Genomic DNA, 16,840 nt, shown 5'->3' on the forward strand with positions numbered 1-16,840 from the left:
GATTAACCATTATATGGTCTATTATAATAATTATCGTTATCAGTGGAATTTAAAAAAGATGACCCCTATTCAATATAGGAATCATCTTCAAACTGCTTAATCTCTTTTTTTATTGTGTCCTTGACATAGGTACCACTTTACTGCGGGCTTCCTCTTTTTCTTTGTAAGATGTTTACTCGCAGAATATCCAAGATTTCTACGGAACCCAGCCATTTGTGCACCCGCAAAGATTCTTGGATACCGCTGCATGTTCGTTACCAGATTGCCTGCCCTCATCAGTTAATGGAATGCAAGGATACAAGCTGATATACGATCGTGGTCTCATCATTTTCCCAGCTTACCTTCATAATCTTGGCAGTGGCACGGCTTTCGCTTTCCTTTGTCTGTCTCACTTCCAGCGGGATATCAATTGGGTACAGGCGGTATCCTTCTTTTACAAGCTTGAAAACATTCTCTTCTTGACGCTGTTCTTTCCCCTTCGTGACGATCATCGTATTCAATTCAAGCGGCATTCCCATCTGGTATTCCCCCTTTAAATTCCAAACTTTTCCCTTCTATTATACAACACTTCCCTGCTGCTTCATCCATTTGCATAGGTCTGTTACGACCTCTCTATTGAAGGCTGGGGTAAAATAATGGGTCATTCCTTCCATATACCAGGTTTCTACATTTTTATTAAGAGCTCGAAGCTGCTTTTCAAGCCTATAGGCATGTTCAATTGAAACATTTTCATCCATTTCCCCATGGATGATCAAGACCGGTGCATGGATCTGCTCTAGATTATATAGCGGTGTCCGCCATTCATATTCTTCAAATTTCGTTTTTGGGGATCCGCCGATGACCCTTTTCATCATTCGGCGCAGGTCCTTCCGCTCGACATATGTAAGTGCCATGTCTGAAACGCCTCCCCATGTGACAAGCGAGGCTGCCTCCGGATATTCGATCCCTGTCAAAAGCGCCATAACGCCTCCCCTTGAGAAACCGAATAGATGGACACGCTGCTCTTTAACTTCCGGATGGTTTTTTAACAGCTCGAATCCAGCGAAGGCATCATGCCTGTCTTCTCCGGCAAAATCTTCATTGCCCTCGCCGCCGCGATTTCCCCTGTAAAAAGGCGCAAAGACGATAAAGCCTTCAGAGGCGAACTGAGCGATTCGCGCCGGCCTGACCATCCCGACATTTTTTATCCCGCCGCGCAAATAGAGGAACCCATCGTAGAGTCCTGGTTCTCTTGGTTCGGCGAGCATCCCCTTCACTTTCAGCCCGGCTGCCTTATACGTCACGAGCGAAAGGCGGATAAGCGGGTTCGGAGAAGGGAATGCTTGCCTTTCAATGATTTCACACATGCTGCTCCTCCTTGGTTTTTCTTATACTCTTCCCAAATTCTGCTTAGACGAATCTTTCACCGGGCTCAATTGGCAAGGAAATGCTCCCCGATCCATTCCAGTGCAGCCGGTACAACCTCATCCTTCATGATGAAGCTGAAAGCGGGTGCTTGGAGATTTTCTAATTCGGCATCATCAAGAAGGACGGGGCCGTTCGTTTCAAGGTAATCCTGTTTCTCTTCCAGCTTTCCAATGTGGGCAAAGTAAATCGCTTTGACAAACGATCCCCTCTCTTTATCCTCTACAAAATACTCTCCGACATGGGTGAGTTGCTCAACAATCCCACCGGTTTCCTCGTATACTTCCCTTGTCGCTGCCCATTCCTCCGTTTCCCCTTCATCTATCTTACCGCCGGGAAATTCCAGTCCGCGGATTGGATGCTTCGTCAACAGCCATTTGTCTTGGTAGCGGCAAATGACCAAAACATGAAGGGCCCGCATACTAAAAACCTCATTTTCGAAAGAAAGCATGACTTTATTCCTGTTTTTATCAAAAAACTCCTTCACCTTTCACCCCTCCATTGCTATGGCGAACACGTACGTAAAAAAGTCCTACGCGACTTTTGGAGCGTTTCCTGAAAAATCGTTTTTTTGCCTGCTGAATTCAGTATAATCAATCTTGTGCGGAAATTTTTCCCTGCACATACCTGCCCGTTTGACTGGACCTTTCGCCTCAATTTACTCGAAAAAGGGAACTTTTTCAACCGGCAGCCGTAAGGACAAATGCAGGCACGAATAAAAGGAGTGAACCGAATTGAAAAAACTATCCATGTTCCTTTTCACCTCACTATTGGCCATCATGCTGGCTGCTTGTTCCCAGACAGCAGAACCGGCGGGTAAAGAGGTAGAAGCGGAAACCAAAAAAGAAACACCAGCAGCAAAGGATAAAGAGAAGAAGGAAAGCGATATTACTCTTCAGGAGTTATTCGATAAAGCGGTAAAATCAGAAGGTGAAATCAAAAGCTTCGCTTCCGACCTTACACTGAAGCAAGAGATGTCTCAGGGAGACGAAAAGGCCACAATGGACTCGAAAATCACCATGGAGTACATTATGGATCCCATCGCACTCTCGCAAAAGATGGAATACACCCTTGATATGGGAGCGGACGGCAAACAATCAATGGAAATGGAAAGCTACTTGACTGGTGATGGTTTTTATATGTATGAGCCGACACAAGCTTCATGGCTGAAAATGCCTGCGGAATTCTCAAGTCAAATTGTGGACCTTGAAAATGCCCAGAGCAATCCGGCAGAGGCTGTTAATCAGCTGCAGGAGTTTGCAGACGATTTCACACTCGAGGAAAGCGATACGGACTATATACTGAAGTTGTCTGCATCGGGTGAAAAATTCACCGAATTTCTAGTTAAAAACATGAAAAATACGATGCCAGAAGATATGCTTGCAGGTGAAGAGATCTTGAGCAAAGTGAAATTCAATAACGTAGTATATGAAATCTATTTGGACAAAAAGACACTTTATCCTTCAGTCCTGAATGTTCAATTGGAAATGGAAACGGACATTGACGGTGCCAAGATGAACATTAAACAAGAGATTAAGTCCAACTACCGTGACTACAATACAATCGACAAGATTGAAGTCCCTCAGGAAGTCCTTGATAACGCTCAGGAAGTTACCATGGAAGACCTTGGAGCGTGAAGATCAAAGCCACCCATCGGAATAGATGGGTGGCTGTTTTTATTGAGATGTAAAATCCTCGAGAATTCCCATCTCTTCAATATGCTGCTTCGCCTCCGAGTCGCCAAGGCGGTGAATCATTTTATAAGCCCTGATGATATTCTCATCATTCTGGTCATTGGTCGGGTCAACATGGTATTCAACGAAAGGGATATGGGCTCGCCAAAAATCATTGATGCTGTTGTCATAATTGGAATCGAGAATCACCCTAAGCTTCGTGATCTCATCGTCGTCCGCTTCAATCTTAAATTGCCAAGGCGAATCTTTCGGCGTTGACATGATCGCCCCTTCTCCTACCAGCGAGATGTAGTATGTCCGCTTGTCCTCACTCAAGACGGTTCACCCCTTATGCTTCATTTTTACGCTTGTTCAAATATCATGCATATTTTGCCGCTCTTCCACCTATTTTATTCTTAAGTGTTACTTATCCTTTTTTTGCGGGTATAGAAAAAATAAGTTGATGGAACGTTCCTCATATGGGATAATCATTTGATAATAAACGAGGTGAAGAAATATGAGACTGGTTGATGAGTTATTTGCCATGTACCGTGACAAATTGACTGGTGAAGAAGAAGATTTGGATATGATTACCTTCGCAGTCCTGGAACATTATGACCGGGATGAACTGCTTGGAATCGTTAAAGATATGAATGAGCATGAACTGCAGTATTTTATCAGACTGTACTTGCTGGAGACGCTCAAGTGGAAATTTGCGCAAGTGGAAGGGAATAGCCAATACGGCTTGCCGGATTCCAAACATCTACACTAACATACATAGAAGACAGCGAAAAGCAGCTCCGGAAATTCTCCCCGGCTGCTTTTTTTTCTTGCACATAAATAGAGCCCCCGGTGAATCACCGGAGGCCCGCCGCTTATCCCAAGTAGGAAGACAACATCCAAATATGAGTATCCAATTTTTCCTCAATGCCAAGGAGCATATCTTCAGTTGCATCGTCCCCTGCTTCCTTTGCCGCATCACGGCAGACCTTCAGTTCTTCCGTCAACTGGGTGAAGTCATCAACGATCGCCTGTACCATCTCTTCGGGTCCTTCATTTCCTTTCGCTTCGTTCACAGTCGCCTGTTCCAATGCCTCTTTCAACGTCCCCACAGGTTTTTCACCAAGGGTACGCAGTCTTTCTGCCAACTCATCGATGAATGAGTCTCCGTCCGCATTCAGCTCATCAAATTTTGGATGGAGCGTGAAAAAGTGGTGCCCTTTCACATTCCAGTGGAAATTATGTATTTTCGTATGGAGCACCGTCCAATTCGCAATTTGCTTATTCACCAATTCAACCATTTTTTGATTGTTATTCGCCATTGTATATCAATCCTCCTACAATAATTTATACCCTGGATCATTTAATTCAAACACACTTACTCTCTCCTTTTCTCCCGCCTTTTATGCTACAATAGCAATGGACAAGGAGGGAAAAAGCAGTGAAGCTGATCATGATTGTTTCGATTATCATCATATTTATCGTCATCTTCGTATCCGCTTTGGTAACATCAAAAGCGTATTCATACAAGCATAAAGTGGATCCTCCGATCGATCCGCCACAGAAGAGCGAACAACCCCCCCAGCATTAACCTGACAAATTGAGGAAGAAGCGATTATATGCTGAAATATATATTTATGAAAGGTATCCGTTTCTATCAGCGGTTCATCTCGCCCCTCAAGCCTCCGACCTGCCGGTTTTATCCGACCTGCTCCCATTATGGAATGGAGGCGGTCCAGCGGTTCGGCGCCATCAAGGGCGGCTACTTGACGATCCGGCGGATTTTAAAATGCCATCCTTTTCATCCGGGCGGCTTCGACCATGTGCCGGAAGAATGGCCTGGGTTCATGAAAAAATAAAGCTTACTCATTGCATTTGCGTGCAAAATCGAGTAAGCTATTTTTTGACCTTCTAAATCGTAATCGTTCTTATTTTGAAAGGAGACAGAGAATGAAATCAAAATGGCTACTCCCTCTTGTCGTCATCGTGCTGGCACTCGCCGGCTGTGGAAATGCAGCGGAGCCAGATAAAAAAGAGAATGCCGGCAGCAAGCTGCAAATTTATACGACCGTTTACCCTTTACAATATTTCGCGGAACGGATTGGCGGGACAAATGTGAATGTCGAGAGCATTTATCCGCCTGGTACCGATGAACATACATTTGAGCCTTCTCAAAAAGATATGATGAAACTCGCGGACGCCGATCTTTTCTTTTATATCGGACTTGGCTTGGAAGGCTTTGCAGAAAAGGCGCAATCCACTTTGAAAAACGAAGGCGTACAAATGATTGCAACTGGCGAACATCTCGATCTGCCTGCCCATACAGGCGAACATGAGGACAATGATGAGGATCATGAAGAAGATGGCCATCATCATGGCGATACCGATCCGCACGTCTGGCTGGACCCAATATATGCTGAAGGTCTTGCTGCTCAAATCCGTGATGAGCTAATAAAAGCAAAACCAGAACATCAAAAGGATTTTGAAGAAAACTTTACAAGTCTGAAGGCTGAACTGAACTCCCTTGATGAAAACTTTAAAGAAGCGGTTGCCCAAGCGAAGAGACACGAAATCATCGTCTCGCATGCTGCATACGGCTATTGGGAGAAACGGTATGGGATTGAACAAATTGCCCTGTCCGGTGTTTCCAGCACGGCAGAACCGTCCCAGCGTAAATTGCAGGAAATTACTGACCTTGTGAAAGCAGAAAATGTCCATTACATCCTATCTGAGCAAAATGTCAATCAAAAACTGATTGGAATTATTCAGAAAGAGACCGGGACCGAAGTGCTCATGCTCCATAATCTTGGCGTGCTGCTGCAAAAGGACATTGATGCTGACGAGGACTATTTTACATTGATGAACCGGAACATCGAGGTTATAAAAACCGCGCTGTCTGAGTAATGCCAACCAAATATTGTGGCACATGCACGCGCCTTTTGCGGAAAAACTACAGATGTATCCACCAAAAAAGGAGTGATACATGTGGCAGAGGATGTTCTATGTGAAGTGCAAAACTGTCATTACTGGAAAAAGGGCAATCAGTGTGCGGCAGATCGAATTTATGTCGTCAGCCATGCTGGAAAAATAGCGGATAATCAACAGGAAACCGACTGCAAAACATTTAAACAGAAATAACAATGGGCCTGCCAAGGGGGTCAGCAGCAACTGATTCTCTTGGAGGCCCTTTTATATTTTTTACAGATTTTTTTAATGACCGAGCTAAACGCTCCGCCAAGATATGCTTCAATTCTTAGCTGCATAACTGCCTTAAAAGGTTTCGCTGTATACCTCAATTTCTTTGAGCCGTCTCTCATTCATTTCATAACCGATTCCTGTTTGGGAAGAAACGGTAACTTCTCCGCGCTTCACTTCGATGGCCGGCAAAATGATATCCTCTTCCCAATAATGAGTGGATCCGACAATATCGCCGGGCAGGGTCACTTCTTCCAAAGATGCAAGAGCAACATTATGCGCCCGGGAAATGCCGAACTCAATCATCCCTCCGCACCAAAGGGCAACCCCATTGCCGGAGCATAACTCCACAATATCAAGCACGTTTTTCCAGCCGCCGACACGGCCGATTTTCAAATTCATCACACGGCAGCTGCCGAGTTCAATCGCACTTTTCGCATCATGGAGAGAGGTAATACTCTCATCAAGACAAATCGGCGTTTTCAACTTTTTTTGCAGGATGGCATGTTCGACAATATCATCGGCACCGAGCGGCTGTTCAATCATTTGCAGGCCGTATTCATCCAACGCCTTCAGTTTATCCAAGTCAGCAAGCGAATAGGCGGAATTAGCATCCGCCATAATGGCCAAATTGGGGAACCGCTCACGGATTTGGCGAATGAGCCCGATATCGTTCTCCGGGCTGATTTTTACTTTTACCCGCTTATAGCCGTTGTCTATCGCCTGTTCAATCTGCCCAAATACTTCCTTCAGTTCTTTTGCGGCGACAACTGCGCCAGACTCGACCGTTGTCCTTTTGCCTCCGATATACCGGGAGAGCGGCTGATGGGCGCGCTTCGCGAATACATCCCATACTGCCGTCTCCAGCCCTGCTTTGGCCATCTCATTTCTTCTTACGAAGCGGAAACGCTCCTCAAGTTCAGAAGGATGAGAAATGGGTAAGGCGAGCAGTTGAGGAATCAAAAAATCCTTCAACATATGAAAAGCCGTCTTCACGGTTTCTTCCGTGTACCAAGGTGAAGAAAAGGCGACAACCTCGCCATAGCCTCGGACTCCTTCTTCATCCACCGCTTCTACGATGATTGAGCGTCTGCTTGTAACGGTCTCAAGATGGGTAATAAACGGCCTTTTCAACGGCATTTCAATAATCGATAGACGGACATGGTTAATCCTCATTTATCTCGCTCCTCAACTGGGAGGGATTCAAGCAATTTTCGTCTCAGCAGCTTATTCGCTCCATTTCTCGGCAGCTCCGGAACCTGGTGGATGCGCTTTGGCACTTTATAAGAGGCGAGGCTTTCCCTGCAATGATCCAAAAGCTCTTGCTCTGAAACCGCATGATGGACAGCAACGAATCCATGCGGTACCTGTCCCCATTTTTCATCCTCCACACCGGTTACACCGGCTTCTTTCACTGCTCCATGTGCAAGCAGCACTTCCTCTATTTCGGCAGGATAAATATTTTCTCCGCCCGAAATGATCAGATCAGAACGGCGGTCCTGTACATATAAATAGCCTTCCTGATCGATATAACCGAGATCCCCCGTCAGGAACCAGCCCTGTTGAAAAGATGAACGATTTGCCTCTGGTCTGTCCAAATAGCCCGACGTGACGTTCGGTCCTTGAACAGCAATTTCGCCTGTTTTACCAGCAGCCAGCTTCTCTCCATCCCTACCGATGATTTTAAGAGAGGAGGGGAAAAGCGGTTTTCCCGCGGATCCAAGCTTCCGGAGGCTGTCCTGTGGTGAAAGAGTAACAATCTGTGAGGACGTCTCTGTCATGCCGTACGTTTGAAAGACTGGAATGGACAGCGTCTTGCATGTCTCAAGCAGCGGCCTTGGAGCCGGTCCACCTCCCAGCAGCATGCAGCGAAAACGGGGATGATATGTTCCTTCCTCTAATGCGTCAATCATCCGCAAAAGCATTGAGGAGACGACAGACATAATCGTAATCTGTCCACTTGCCAACAGCCTGTTGGCCTCTTTCTCATCGAATTGCTCCATCAAGTAAACCGGCATGCCGTATATGACGCTCCGCATGAGAATAGACAAACCGCTTATATGGAATACAGGGACTGCGCATAACCAGGCATCCTCCTCATGCAATCCTAGATTCAAAGCGGACCCGGTTGCGCTCCACCAATGATTGCCGAATGTCTGCCTGACCCCTTTCGGCTTGCCCGTCGTTCCGGACGTGTACATGATGGTGCATACTTGACTAAGGCTGACTGTGTCCTTCGTCTTTCCTGACGCTTGTCTATGTTGAGGGATGCTTGAAGCGGCGATGGTCGAAACCCCCGTCTTCTCTGCCAGGGCTTCTGCTTCCTTCTGAAATTCATCGGCATAAATTATAGCTTCTGCTTTGCTGTCTTGCAGCTGGAAAGCCAGTTCGGCTGCTGACAGCCGGTTATTCAGACAGACGATCTCCACTCCCAGCCGGCCGAGAGCATGGATGACGAAAACCGTTTCCGGCCGGTTCTTCATCAAAATTGCAATCCGGCACTCTTCCTTTAAACACCCTGATAGCGCCTCAGCATACATTTGGGCAATGTCATTCAATTCGCCAAAGGTCCAGTGCTCATCTTCAAATACAAGTGCTGTCCTTTGCGGAGAAAGAAATGCCCGTTTCATCAGCCAATTTTCCATTGTTGTTTCCATGTTTCCACACCTCTCAAACGGTAAAGGAAAAGCTTGACGGCGCGGCCATCAAGCTTTTCGGTCTTCATATTAAAGCATTAAGGGAATCTTGGGAACTGTCCAAAATCCGGCTTGCGTTTCTCCTTGAATGCGTCTCTGCCTTCTTTTGCTTCATCAGTCGTATAGTAAAGAAGCGTTGCATCTCCCGCCATTTGTTGAAGACCTGCAAGTCCGTCTGTATCCGCATTGAAAGCGGCTTTCAAGAAGCGGAGAGCTGTAGGGCTCTTCTCGAGCATTTCCTCGCACCATTGGACCGTTTCCTCTTCCAGGCGATCCAAAGGCACAACAGTGTTGACAAGGCCCATATCAAGAGCCTCCTGCGCATTGTACTGGCGGCAGAGGAACCAGATTTCCTTCGCTTTCTTATGACCCACAATCCGTGCAAGATAGCCAGAGCCGTATCCTGCATCGAAGCTGCCGACTTTCGGTCCTGTCTGGCCAAAAATCGCATTATCTGCAGCGATTGTCAGATCACAGACTACATGCAAAACATGTCCGCCGCCGATTGCATAGCCGGCAACCATTGCGACAACCGGTTTTGGAATAACACGAATCAGGCGCTGCAAATCAAGTACGTTCAAGCGGGGAATATTGTCCTCCCCGACATATCCGCCGTGTCCGCGGACTTTCTGGTCGCCGCCGGAACAAAACGCTTTTCCGCCTGCACCAGTCAGAATGATTGCCCCTACTTTCTCATCGTCGCGAGCATAAGCGAATGCATCAATCATTTCCGATACTGTCCTAGGAGTAAAGGCATTATGTACTTCAGGACGGTTAATGGTAATTTTGGCAATCCCATTATATGTTTCATAAAGAATTTCTTCGTATTCCCTTTCACTGGTCCATTGAATGGCCATGATAAAAACCTCCCTTATTTTTTCTGTCCATCGCCTTGAAGGCGTTGTAAAAACCCATTTACTATTGTACCAAATTTCTCGGGTTCTTCCACGTGAACCGCATGGCCCGCCTTTTGTACAATTTCCAAAGCCGCATTCGGTATACTATTCTTCATTTCAGCTGCGAGCTTACAGAACTTTTCATCCAAACTTCCGCATAGAAGCAGCACGGGCATCTGCAGCTTCGGAAGTTGCGCCCAGAAGGACGGCTGCCTTCCTGTTCCCATGCCGAGCAGGCTGTTTGCAAGCCCCGCAGGGTTGTTCCTAAGACGCTCCTGTCTGACTTTTAAGCGGGCATCTCGGGGAAGCCGCTTTTGGCTTTCGAAAAGCGGGATGTTCTCCCAGCGGTCTACAAACGAATCCATTCCCTTTTCAAGGATAAAAGAGGCCAGATCAACATCTCGGTTCATCCGATCTTCCCGCTCGGCTGGAGTCTTCAGTCCTGGAGAGCTGCTTTCCAAAATAAGCGACCTCACCAAATGGGGAAAAAGAACAGAAAAGCCAAGTGCAAGCCTTCCCCCCATCGAATAGCCGAGCAGATGGACCTTATCAAGCCCGAGCCGCCCAAAAATCTCCGCAAGATCTGCAGCCACAGCTTCCATTTCATAAGAGGCCGGATTTGCAGGGCACCCTGTCTTTCCATGCCCAAGCAGATCAATCGCAATCACCTTGTACGAGCTGGCAAGAACCGGGATATGCTCTTCCCATGACCGGCTGGAGCCTGTAAAGCCATGAAGGAGGACGAGCGGATCACCGCTCCCTTCAACGGCAACAAAATACTTATTTCCCCCGGCTTCGACAATCATCGCTGTTCTTCCTGAAGAAATTTGTTTATTCCCCGGGAAATCCGGTCCCACATCTTCCGATGGGATGCGAGATTTTCACCGCGGTCTGTCGGAACTTCAATAATTGTTAACCCATCATTTTCCCCGGCATCCCGGACAGCCATCCGGTAGCCTTCCCAATCCAGCACCTTCGTGTACTGTGCTTGATATAGCATGGCCGCATGTTCAAAGTTCAGGCCGGTCGGCGTCCCGAACAGAACCTCAAAATGCTTCGGTTCATCTGCCTGAGACAAGTAGGAGAAAATTCCTCCTCCATCATTGTTCAGCAAAATGACCGTCATGTTCAGCCTGTGCATTTTGGCTGCAAGAAGGCCATTCATATCATGGAAAAAGGAGAGGTCACCGATGACAAGATACAGCGGCCGGCTATGGACCGAAGCGCCGAGCGCGGTCGATACAACCCCATCAATTCCGTTGGCACCCCGGTTTCCCATCACCCTGATATTCTTCCCTGTCTGATGGAAAAATGTATCCATGTCACGAATCGGCATACTGTTCCCAACAAAAATTGTACTCTCTTCAGGCAATAGCTCGGCCAATTCATAAATCGCCCTGCCCTCGATCAGTTCTTCTTCCTCTGACATCGTAACGGCAACTGCTTCTTTTGCAATTGAATCCGCCTTTTTCCAGAGCTGAACCCACTCTGTTTCACCCTTCTCCTCGAGCATACCGGCAAGCCGCTCACAGAAAAGCGTTTCATCAGCTTGGATCATTCTTGTATTCAGCTGATACGGATCTCTCCAGCCGGCACCACCGTCAATAACGACGTGATCAGCTGTACCCATCTTTTTCAAAAACAATGTCAGCGGTTTGGAAACAGGCATTCCGCCGAAGCGAAGGATACACTCCGGACGCAGCCCTGTCCAAGACCCTTCCGACTTCAAGATCGCATCATAGCTGTCGATCACAAATTCATCCTCAGATGCACCGCTTCTCAGCTGGGAAAGAGGATCGGCTATGATCGGAAATCCCAGTTTTTTCGACAAGGCCTTCACCGCCTGAGAAAATCCCTCTTCCTCAATCGGCCCGCAAATTATCAGTCCTCTCCCAACCTGCTGCCATTCAACAGCCAATGCACCAATACGTTCGATCGGCAGTTGGAGTCTACCCGATTCAACAGCGGGAGATACCGGATGATTCAAATAGGGATCTTCATCGATCAAAGGCATTAACGGCTCCCGCAGTGGAAAGTTGACATGCACAGGCCCTTTCGGCAATGAGAGGGCTTCGGCTACAGCTCTTGAAGCGGCATATGAAGCATACCGCTCCTGGCCTGCTTCAGGCAGGGCTAGATCTGCGAACCAGTGGACATGCCGGCCGTACAAATGAACTTGGTCAATCGCCTGTGGAGCCCCCGTATCCCTTAGTTCATGGGGACGGTCAGCGGTCAGGACGATCAGCGGCACCCGGGATAAATTGGCTTCAACAACTGCCGGGAAATAATTCGCCGCAGCCGTTCCAGAAGTACAAAGCAAGGCTGCAGGCTTCCCGGATGCCTTTGCCAGGCCGAGTGCGAAAAAGCCGGCCGAACGTTCATCAATATTCATATAAACATTCATCCGTCTGTGCTCGGACAATAAAATTGCCAAGGGAGTGGAACGGGATCCGGGACTAATGACAACGTCCTCCACACCCGATTCGATTAAACTGCTGATAAAAGCGGATAAATAATCGGTCAGCGCTTTTTGATGACTCATTTCACTTCTCCTCCCGCTGCCCGCAACATCGGACGAAATTTGATTCTTGTCTCAACGAGCTCATCCTCCGGCTTTGAATCTGAAACCAATCCGCAGCCTGCATAAAGGACAGCTTGATCGTCTAGGAAAAGGCCTGAACGAATGGCAACAAAGAACTCTCCATTCCCCCGGTAATCCAGCCAACCGAGCGGAGCAGCGTACATCCCTCTGTCCATCCCTTCACATTCCCTGATAATTTCCAATGCATCTTTTGTTGGTACGCCGCCCATGGCCGGGGTCGGGTGCAGGGCCTCCGCAACATCCAGAATCGAGCAGCCTTGTTTCATTTTGCCCGAAACCGGTGTAAACAAGTGCTGGATATCCCTAATTTTCATTAGTCCTGGCGTATCCTCTATGTCTATTTGCGTGCAAAAAGGCTCGATCGCCGTTTTGATCATGTCGACGACAAGCTGATGTTCATATCGGTTCTTCTCATCCAGGAGCAAGGCTTGTCCGAGCCTCTCATCCTCATCAGCATCATTTCCCCTCGCAATCGACCCGGCAACACAGGCTGACTGTACATCGTCTCCTGTCTTCTTTACAAGCCTTTCCGGTGAAGCACCGATAAAACGGCTCTTCTCGGTTTCAAACGAGAAAATATAGCTGTCTGGCTGCTGGGCGAGAAGCCGATCAATCACTGTTTCCGAAGACACAGGCGCTGAAAAGAACAACTTGAGCTTTCTCGCCAGCACAACCTTATTTACATCGGATAACTTCAGGATGTTTACGACTTCCCCGACAGCCCTCTGCCATTCGTCGGCATCGACTTCAAAGCTGTCTGTCACCTTCAAGCCGGGAATCGCCTTTTCTTCGAAGGTACCGGACAATTCACGGAGAAATCGTTCTGTCTCCAGCAGTGTCTCTTCTTCTGTATCCTTCCCGCATAACAAGTTAACCGTCAAAAACATCGAGCCATTTTGAACCGTCAACATATATTTAGGCAAAAAAAATAAGGAATCTTGAAAGTCCTTCCAAATATCCTCCTTTATACTATGGGGATCAAAGGAAAAGCCGCCGAATAAAAGCGGGCCAGTTCCGGGTATATTGTATGGATTGTGGATGTCTGCTCCCTTAACGCATTCATTCCACTTTTCCTGAATTTCCATGAACCGCCTTTCAGGTTCTTGGCTCGAAAAAGTCCGGATCACCTCAAAACCGGCGAACATTTGTGAGGATGATGGATGATTCAGGTAGAATTTCTTTCCTTCTGCAGAATGAAACAACTGCATAAAACGGGCAAACTGCTCGTCCCCGACTTCAAACGTATAGCTGAAAAGCTTCTCCTGCCCGCCGTTTCTCACGTAGCGTCCGACGTCGGCAAGTTCCGCTTCAAATAATAAACTGCACATCGTTGATCTCTCCTATAGACAATGACTTATATAATAGGATTACCACCCTATTATATATGAAAACAGGAGCTAAATGTAGCTTTCACGCTTAGATGAATTGTTTTCCCTGCAATTGGAGACGATTGCCAGAAGCTGTTCCTCCCATTTGAAATAGATTGACACAACCCCGCAGATTCCCTAAACTTTAAGTATATCATTCTCATATTTGAGTCATTGCAAAATGTAAGGGAGAGACTATATCAATGAAGGCTCATACAAAATCAGCGATTCCGGCAGACAAAGGCTGGAGAATCTGGTGGCAGCTGACAAGGCCGCATACCTTGACAGCGGCATTCGTTCCTGTGCTGCTAGGAACGGCACTTGCTGTCCAGACACATCCAATCCATATCAGCCTTTTCCTCGCCATGCTGATCGCCAGCCTGCTGATCCAGGCTGCAACAAATATGTTTAACGAGTATTTCGACTATGTGCGAGGGCTGGACAATGAACACTCGGTCGGAATTGGCGGAGCGATCGTCCGCAACGGCATCAAGCCAAAAACGGTACTGAATCTAGCCTATGCGTTTTTCGGCATCGCCCTCATTCTCGGGCTATATATTACGCTGACAAGCAGCTGGTGGATTGCTCTAATCGGCCTCGTATGCATGGCTGCCGGTTACTTTTATACAGGCGGGCCCCGGCCTATCGCCTACACACCATTCGGTGAGCTTATGTCAGGATTTTTTATGGGATTTGTCATCATTCAAATCTCCTACTTCATTCAGACGGGATACCTAACCAAGACGAGTGTCATCGTGTCCATTCCGGTTTCCATCTTGATCGGTACGATCCTGCTTGCCAACAACATCCGCGATTTGGACGGAGATGAAGAGAACGGAAGAAAAACATTGGCCATTTTGATTGGCAGAAAAAGAGCGATTCAACTGCTGGCGGCCTTGTTCGCTGTTTCATACCTATGGATTCTTCTCATTATTTTCTTTCTGGGAGGAACACCTTGGCTCTTTATCACGTTCATCAGTATCCCTACGGCAATAAAAGCGGTCAAAGGGTTTATCGGCAAATCCGAACCCCTTCAGATGTTGCCTGCAATGAAAGCAACAGCCCAAACCAATACATTTTTTGGATTTCTTATGTCAATCGGCTTTTTTATCAGCTATTTTGCATGAAATCACTGCTGCAGCCCCTATAGGATAGGGGCTGTTTTTTTGTAAATGTTTAAAGACTCTTGTAAACAGGAAAAATACGAAAAAATGGTTTGAAAAAGGCCTGAGACTTTCAGCGACCGACAGCTTTACTTGATAGATTACTGATATAGAAAAGGATGTGGCAACAATGCTGACGAACAAACAATTGTCCCAACTAAAAGAGGAACTGCTTCAGCTTAAGGAGCAATTTGAGGAAACAGATGAGGAAGAAAGCCTGCGGAGAAGCGTCAGAGACCAGACTGGAGAGCTGTCACTGTATGACAATCACCCGGCTGATTCAGGGACAGAACTTTTTGAGAGGGAGAAGGACTTGGCGCTGACCAACCACTCTCAGAGCGAACTTGATAAAGTCAATAATGCCCTCGAGGCAATGGAACAGAAGAACTACGGCATCTGTGAGGTTTGTGGAAATGAGATTGCTTTCGAACGCCTGGAGGTGGTTCCTTATGCGACCTGCTGTGCCGAACATGCAGACGGCAACTTGGTCACAGATGCCCGTCCGGTGGAAGAGGATATCATTATCCCGGCAAAGGAGAACACTTTTAGCGGGAGACATCGAAAAGACGGGATCCGCGATTTCGAGGACAGCTTCCAGGAAGTGGCACAGTTTGGCACCTCTGAAACACCGGCCGATTTTGTCGGTGACTTTGACAGCTATGAGGAATTGTATGAAGATGATCCGGAAGACGGATCAACTGAAGAGTACGAAACCTTCTCTGCAACCGATATAACAGGCAAACATAGAGAAATCCTCCAAACGGGTGAAGAAAGACACTATGAAGAAGAGCTGGACGAGGAAGGGATGGAATCCCCGTTAGGTGACATACCGTATAAAAAAAGGGACAGCTATATTGAAGAGTAAAGACCAGAAAAGCCAAAAGGCTGCACATTCACCCTTCCCGGGTGTGTGCAGCCTTTTTCACTTGAGTAAGAAATAGCGCAACAGAGTGTAAATAGCAAAAGGGCATCATTCTTAATGAATGATGCCGAGATGACCCCTACGGGATTCGAACCCGTGTTACCGCCGTGAAAGGGCGGTGTCTTAACCGCTTGACCAAGGGGCCAGAATAATATGGCGGAGAAGGAGGGATTTGAACCCTCGCGCCGCTTACGCGACCTACGCCCTTAGCAGGGGCGCCTCTTCAGCCTCTTGAGTACTTCCCCACAACTATTGAAAAAGCCAATGGCTGACCTCCAACTAAAGCATAAAAGATGGAGTACTCCGCAGGTAGGATTCGAACCTACGACCGATCGGTTAACAGCCGATAGCTCTACCACTGAGCTACTGCGGAATGGTGGGCCTGAGTGGACTCGAACCACCGACCTCACGCTTATCAGGCGTGTGCTCTAACCAGCTGAGCTACAGGCCCATATTATTAAAATATGGAGCGGGTGAAGGGAATCGAACCCTCATCATCAGCTTGGAAGGCTGAGGTTTTACCACTAAACTACACCCGCAAAAAGAGTAATGGGGCGACTAGTGGGAATCGAACCCACGATGTCGGAGCCACAATCCGATGCGTTGACCATTTCGCCATAGCCGCCATCTTTATGTCACACCAAGGCGACTGAAAAATGGTGGCTCAGGACGGAATCGAACCGCCGACACAAGGATTTTCAGTCCTTTGCTCTACCAACTGAGCTACTGAGCCTAAGAAATAAGATTTTTCATTGTTCCCTCGTATGAAGAGGATTATGTAAATGGCGGTCCCGACCGGGATCGAACCGGCGATCTCCTGCGTGACAGGCAGGCATGTTAACCGCTACACCACGGGACCTTCGATTGCGGGGGCAGGATTTGAACCTGCGACCTTCGGGTTATGAGCCCGACGAGCTGCCAG

At 47.5% G+C, this 16,840-nt stretch carries 20 protein-coding genes and 8 tRNA genes; 9 read left to right on the top strand and 19 right to left on the bottom strand.

What is annotated here, in order from left to right; genetic code table 11:
- Positions 1-100, top strand: a 100-nt coding sequence (locus AC0TWI_RS01315) for an IS3 family transposase (RefSeq protein WP_488124311.1), incomplete at its 5' end; no start/stop codon positions are given.
- Positions 101-275: 175 nt separating this feature from the next.
- On the opposite strand, the gene AC0TWI_RS01320 is transcribed toward AC0TWI_RS01315, so the two are convergent.
- The 3 genes from AC0TWI_RS01320 to ytkD form a co-directional block, all read right to left on the bottom strand.
- Entirely contained in the window at positions 276-518 is a 243-nt protein-coding gene (locus tag AC0TWI_RS01320; RefSeq protein WP_488124537.1) for a DUF2584 domain-containing protein, read from the bottom strand.
- A gap of 39 nt (positions 519-557) precedes the next feature.
- Positions 558-1,346, bottom strand: coding sequence for an alpha/beta hydrolase family protein (locus AC0TWI_RS01325; protein ID WP_488124538.1), 789 nt, complete (start codon positions 1,344-1,346; stop codon positions 558-560).
- Positions 1,347-1,411: 65 nt separating this feature from the next.
- Positions 1,412-1,891: an RNA deprotection pyrophosphohydrolase gene (gene ytkD, locus AC0TWI_RS01330; RefSeq protein WP_488124539.1), complete on the bottom strand. Its 480-nt coding sequence runs from the start codon at positions 1,889-1,891 to the stop codon at positions 1,412-1,414.
- Positions 1,892-2,138: 247 nt separating this feature from the next.
- Here ytkD and AC0TWI_RS01335 point away from each other — a divergent pair, with 247 nt between their 5' ends.
- Positions 2,139-3,041, top strand: a complete 903-nt coding sequence (locus AC0TWI_RS01335; protein WP_488124540.1) for a DUF6612 family protein — start codon at positions 2,139-2,141, stop codon at positions 3,039-3,041.
- 39 nt (positions 3,042-3,080) lie between these two features.
- Here AC0TWI_RS01335 and AC0TWI_RS01340 read toward each other — a convergent pair whose 3' ends face one another.
- Positions 3,081-3,413, bottom strand: coding sequence for a hydrolase (locus AC0TWI_RS01340; RefSeq protein ID WP_488124541.1), 333 nt, complete (start codon positions 3,411-3,413; stop codon positions 3,081-3,083).
- A gap of 181 nt (positions 3,414-3,594) precedes the next feature.
- Between AC0TWI_RS01340 and AC0TWI_RS01345 the strand changes: the two genes are divergently transcribed.
- Positions 3,595-3,849 (top strand): DUF6154 family protein, encoded by a 255-nt coding sequence (locus AC0TWI_RS01345; protein ID WP_488124542.1) that lies wholly within the window; start codon positions 3,595-3,597, stop codon positions 3,847-3,849.
- 103 nt (positions 3,850-3,952) lie between these two features.
- Here AC0TWI_RS01345 and AC0TWI_RS01350 read toward each other — a convergent pair whose 3' ends face one another.
- Entirely contained in the window at positions 3,953-4,399 is a 447-nt protein-coding gene (locus tag AC0TWI_RS01350) for a Dps family protein (RefSeq protein WP_488124543.1), read from the bottom strand.
- Positions 4,400-4,518: 119 nt separating this feature from the next.
- Between AC0TWI_RS01350 and ytzI the strand changes: the two genes are divergently transcribed.
- From ytzI to AC0TWI_RS01370, 4 genes are all read left to right on the top strand, one after another.
- Positions 4,519-4,668, top strand: a complete 150-nt coding sequence (gene ytzI / locus AC0TWI_RS01355) for a YtzI protein (RefSeq protein ID WP_488124544.1) — start codon at positions 4,519-4,521, stop codon at positions 4,666-4,668.
- A 28-nt stretch (positions 4,669-4,696) separates the two neighbouring features.
- Positions 4,697-4,936 carry a membrane protein insertion efficiency factor YidD gene (gene yidD / locus AC0TWI_RS01360; RefSeq protein ID WP_488124545.1) on the top strand — a complete coding sequence of 80 codons (240 nt, stop codon included), beginning with the start codon at positions 4,697-4,699 and terminating at the stop codon, positions 4,934-4,936.
- Between the two features lie 91 nt (positions 4,937-5,027).
- The gene (locus tag AC0TWI_RS01365; protein WP_488124546.1) at positions 5,028-5,981 is read left to right on the top strand and encodes a metal ABC transporter solute-binding protein, Zn/Mn family; all 954 of its coding nucleotides are present in this window, start codon (positions 5,028-5,030) and stop codon (positions 5,979-5,981) included.
- Between the two features lie 81 nt (positions 5,982-6,062).
- The gene (locus tag AC0TWI_RS01370) at positions 6,063-6,215 is read left to right on the top strand and encodes a DUF1540 domain-containing protein (RefSeq protein WP_488124547.1); all 153 of its coding nucleotides are present in this window, start codon (positions 6,063-6,065) and stop codon (positions 6,213-6,215) included.
- A gap of 132 nt (positions 6,216-6,347) precedes the next feature.
- Here the strand turns inward: AC0TWI_RS01370 and menC are convergent, their stop codons facing one another.
- The 6 genes from menC to AC0TWI_RS01400 form a co-directional block, all read right to left on the bottom strand.
- Entirely contained in the window at positions 6,348-7,448 is a 1,101-nt protein-coding gene (gene menC / locus AC0TWI_RS01375; RefSeq protein WP_488124548.1) for an o-succinylbenzoate synthase, read from the bottom strand.
- Positions 7,445-8,929, bottom strand: coding sequence for an o-succinylbenzoate--CoA ligase (locus AC0TWI_RS01380; protein ID WP_488124549.1), 1,485 nt, complete (start codon positions 8,927-8,929; stop codon positions 7,445-7,447). Before AC0TWI_RS01380 ends, menC begins: the two co-directional genes overlap by 4 nt.
- A gap of 77 nt (positions 8,930-9,006) precedes the next feature.
- Positions 9,007-9,825: a 1,4-dihydroxy-2-naphthoyl-CoA synthase gene (menB, locus tag AC0TWI_RS01385; protein ID WP_488124550.1), complete on the bottom strand. Its 819-nt coding sequence runs from the start codon at positions 9,823-9,825 to the stop codon at positions 9,007-9,009.
- A 14-nt stretch (positions 9,826-9,839) separates the two neighbouring features.
- Positions 9,840-10,670 (bottom strand): 2-succinyl-6-hydroxy-2,4-cyclohexadiene-1-carboxylate synthase, encoded by an 831-nt coding sequence (menH, locus tag AC0TWI_RS01390; protein ID WP_488124551.1) that lies wholly within the window; start codon positions 10,668-10,670, stop codon positions 9,840-9,842.
- Positions 10,667-12,406, bottom strand: a complete 1,740-nt coding sequence (gene menD, locus AC0TWI_RS01395) for a 2-succinyl-5-enolpyruvyl-6-hydroxy-3-cyclohexene-1-carboxylic-acid synthase (RefSeq protein ID WP_488124552.1) — start codon at positions 12,404-12,406, stop codon at positions 10,667-10,669. Before menD ends, menH begins: the two co-directional genes overlap by 4 nt.
- Positions 12,403-13,794 carry an isochorismate synthase gene (locus AC0TWI_RS01400; RefSeq protein ID WP_488124553.1) on the bottom strand — a complete coding sequence of 464 codons (1,392 nt, stop codon included), beginning with the start codon at positions 13,792-13,794 and terminating at the stop codon, positions 12,403-12,405. The genes menD and AC0TWI_RS01400 overlap by 4 nt, the downstream gene beginning before the upstream one ends.
- 242 nt (positions 13,795-14,036) lie before the next feature.
- Here AC0TWI_RS01400 and AC0TWI_RS01405 point away from each other — a divergent pair, with 242 nt between their 5' ends.
- Both AC0TWI_RS01405 and AC0TWI_RS01410 read left to right on the top strand, forming a co-directional pair.
- On the top strand, positions 14,037-14,960 hold the full coding sequence (locus tag AC0TWI_RS01405; RefSeq protein WP_488124554.1) for a 1,4-dihydroxy-2-naphthoate polyprenyltransferase: 924 nt from the start codon (positions 14,037-14,039) through the stop codon (positions 14,958-14,960).
- 166 nt (positions 14,961-15,126) lie between these two features.
- A complete protein-coding gene (locus AC0TWI_RS01410; RefSeq protein WP_488124555.1) occupies positions 15,127-15,861 on the top strand; it encodes a TraR/DksA C4-type zinc finger protein in 735 nt (244 codons plus the stop codon).
- A gap of 130 nt (positions 15,862-15,991) precedes the next feature.
- On the opposite strand, the gene AC0TWI_RS01415 is transcribed toward AC0TWI_RS01410, so the two are convergent.
- From AC0TWI_RS01415 to AC0TWI_RS01450, 8 genes are all read right to left on the bottom strand, one after another.
- Positions 15,992-16,063, bottom strand: a tRNA-Glu gene (locus tag AC0TWI_RS01415).
- Positions 16,064-16,072: 9 nt separating this feature from the next.
- Positions 16,073-16,163 (bottom strand) — tRNA-Ser (locus AC0TWI_RS01420).
- Between the two features lie 56 nt (positions 16,164-16,219).
- Positions 16,220-16,291, bottom strand: a tRNA-Asn gene (locus AC0TWI_RS01425).
- 1 nt (position 16,292) lies between these two features.
- A tRNA-Ile gene (locus tag AC0TWI_RS01430) sits at positions 16,293-16,369 on the bottom strand.
- Positions 16,370-16,383: 14 nt separating this feature from the next.
- Positions 16,384-16,457, bottom strand: a tRNA-Gly gene (locus AC0TWI_RS01435).
- An 11-nt stretch (positions 16,458-16,468) separates the two neighbouring features.
- Positions 16,469-16,543 (bottom strand) — tRNA-His (locus tag AC0TWI_RS01440).
- Positions 16,544-16,575: 32 nt separating this feature from the next.
- Positions 16,576-16,651 (bottom strand) — tRNA-Phe (locus AC0TWI_RS01445).
- 50 nt (positions 16,652-16,701) lie between these two features.
- Positions 16,702-16,777 (bottom strand) — tRNA-Asp (locus tag AC0TWI_RS01450).
- Positions 16,778-16,840 lie beyond the last annotated feature (63 nt).

Source organism: Lederbergia sp. B243.17, assembly GCF_057657925.1.

Excerpts from the sequence above, each read along its gene's own strand:
- AC0TWI_RS01320 (WP_488124537.1), bottom strand. The coding sequence starts at position 518 with ATGGGAATGCCGCTTGAATTGAATACGATGATCGTCACGAAGGGGAAA.
- AC0TWI_RS01325 (WP_488124538.1), bottom strand. The coding sequence starts at position 1,346 with ATGTGTGAAATCATTGAAAGGCAAGCATTCCCTTCTCCGAACCCGCTT.
- AC0TWI_RS01345 (WP_488124542.1), top strand. The coding sequence starts at position 3,595 with ATGAGACTGGTTGATGAGTTATTTGCCATGTACCGTGACAAATTGACT.
- AC0TWI_RS01350 (WP_488124543.1), bottom strand. The coding sequence starts at position 4,399 with ATGGCGAATAACAATCAAAAAATGGTTGAATTGGTGAATAAGCAAATT.
- yidD (WP_488124545.1), top strand. The coding sequence starts at position 4,697 with ATGCTGAAATATATATTTATGAAAGGTATCCGTTTCTATCAGCGGTTC.
- AC0TWI_RS01365 (WP_488124546.1), top strand. The coding sequence starts at position 5,028 with ATGAAATCAAAATGGCTACTCCCTCTTGTCGTCATCGTGCTGGCACTC.
- menC (WP_488124548.1), bottom strand. The coding sequence starts at position 7,448 with ATGAGGATTAACCATGTCCGTCTATCGATTATTGAAATGCCGTTGAAA.
- AC0TWI_RS01380 (WP_488124549.1), bottom strand. The coding sequence starts at position 8,929 with ATGGAAACAACAATGGAAAATTGGCTGATGAAACGGGCATTTCTTTCT.
- menB (WP_488124550.1), bottom strand. The coding sequence starts at position 9,825 with ATGGCCATTCAATGGACCAGTGAAAGGGAATACGAAGAAATTCTTTAT.
- menH (WP_488124551.1), bottom strand. The coding sequence starts at position 10,670 with ATGATTGTCGAAGCCGGGGGAAATAAGTATTTTGTTGCCGTTGAAGGG.
- menD (WP_488124552.1), bottom strand. The coding sequence starts at position 12,406 with ATGAGTCATCAAAAAGCGCTGACCGATTATTTATCCGCTTTTATCAGC.
- AC0TWI_RS01400 (WP_488124553.1), bottom strand. The coding sequence starts at position 13,794 with ATGTGCAGTTTATTATTTGAAGCGGAACTTGCCGACGTCGGACGCTAC.
- AC0TWI_RS01405 (WP_488124554.1), top strand. The coding sequence starts at position 14,037 with ATGAAGGCTCATACAAAATCAGCGATTCCGGCAGACAAAGGCTGGAGA.
- AC0TWI_RS01410 (WP_488124555.1), top strand. The coding sequence starts at position 15,127 with ATGCTGACGAACAAACAATTGTCCCAACTAAAAGAGGAACTGCTTCAG.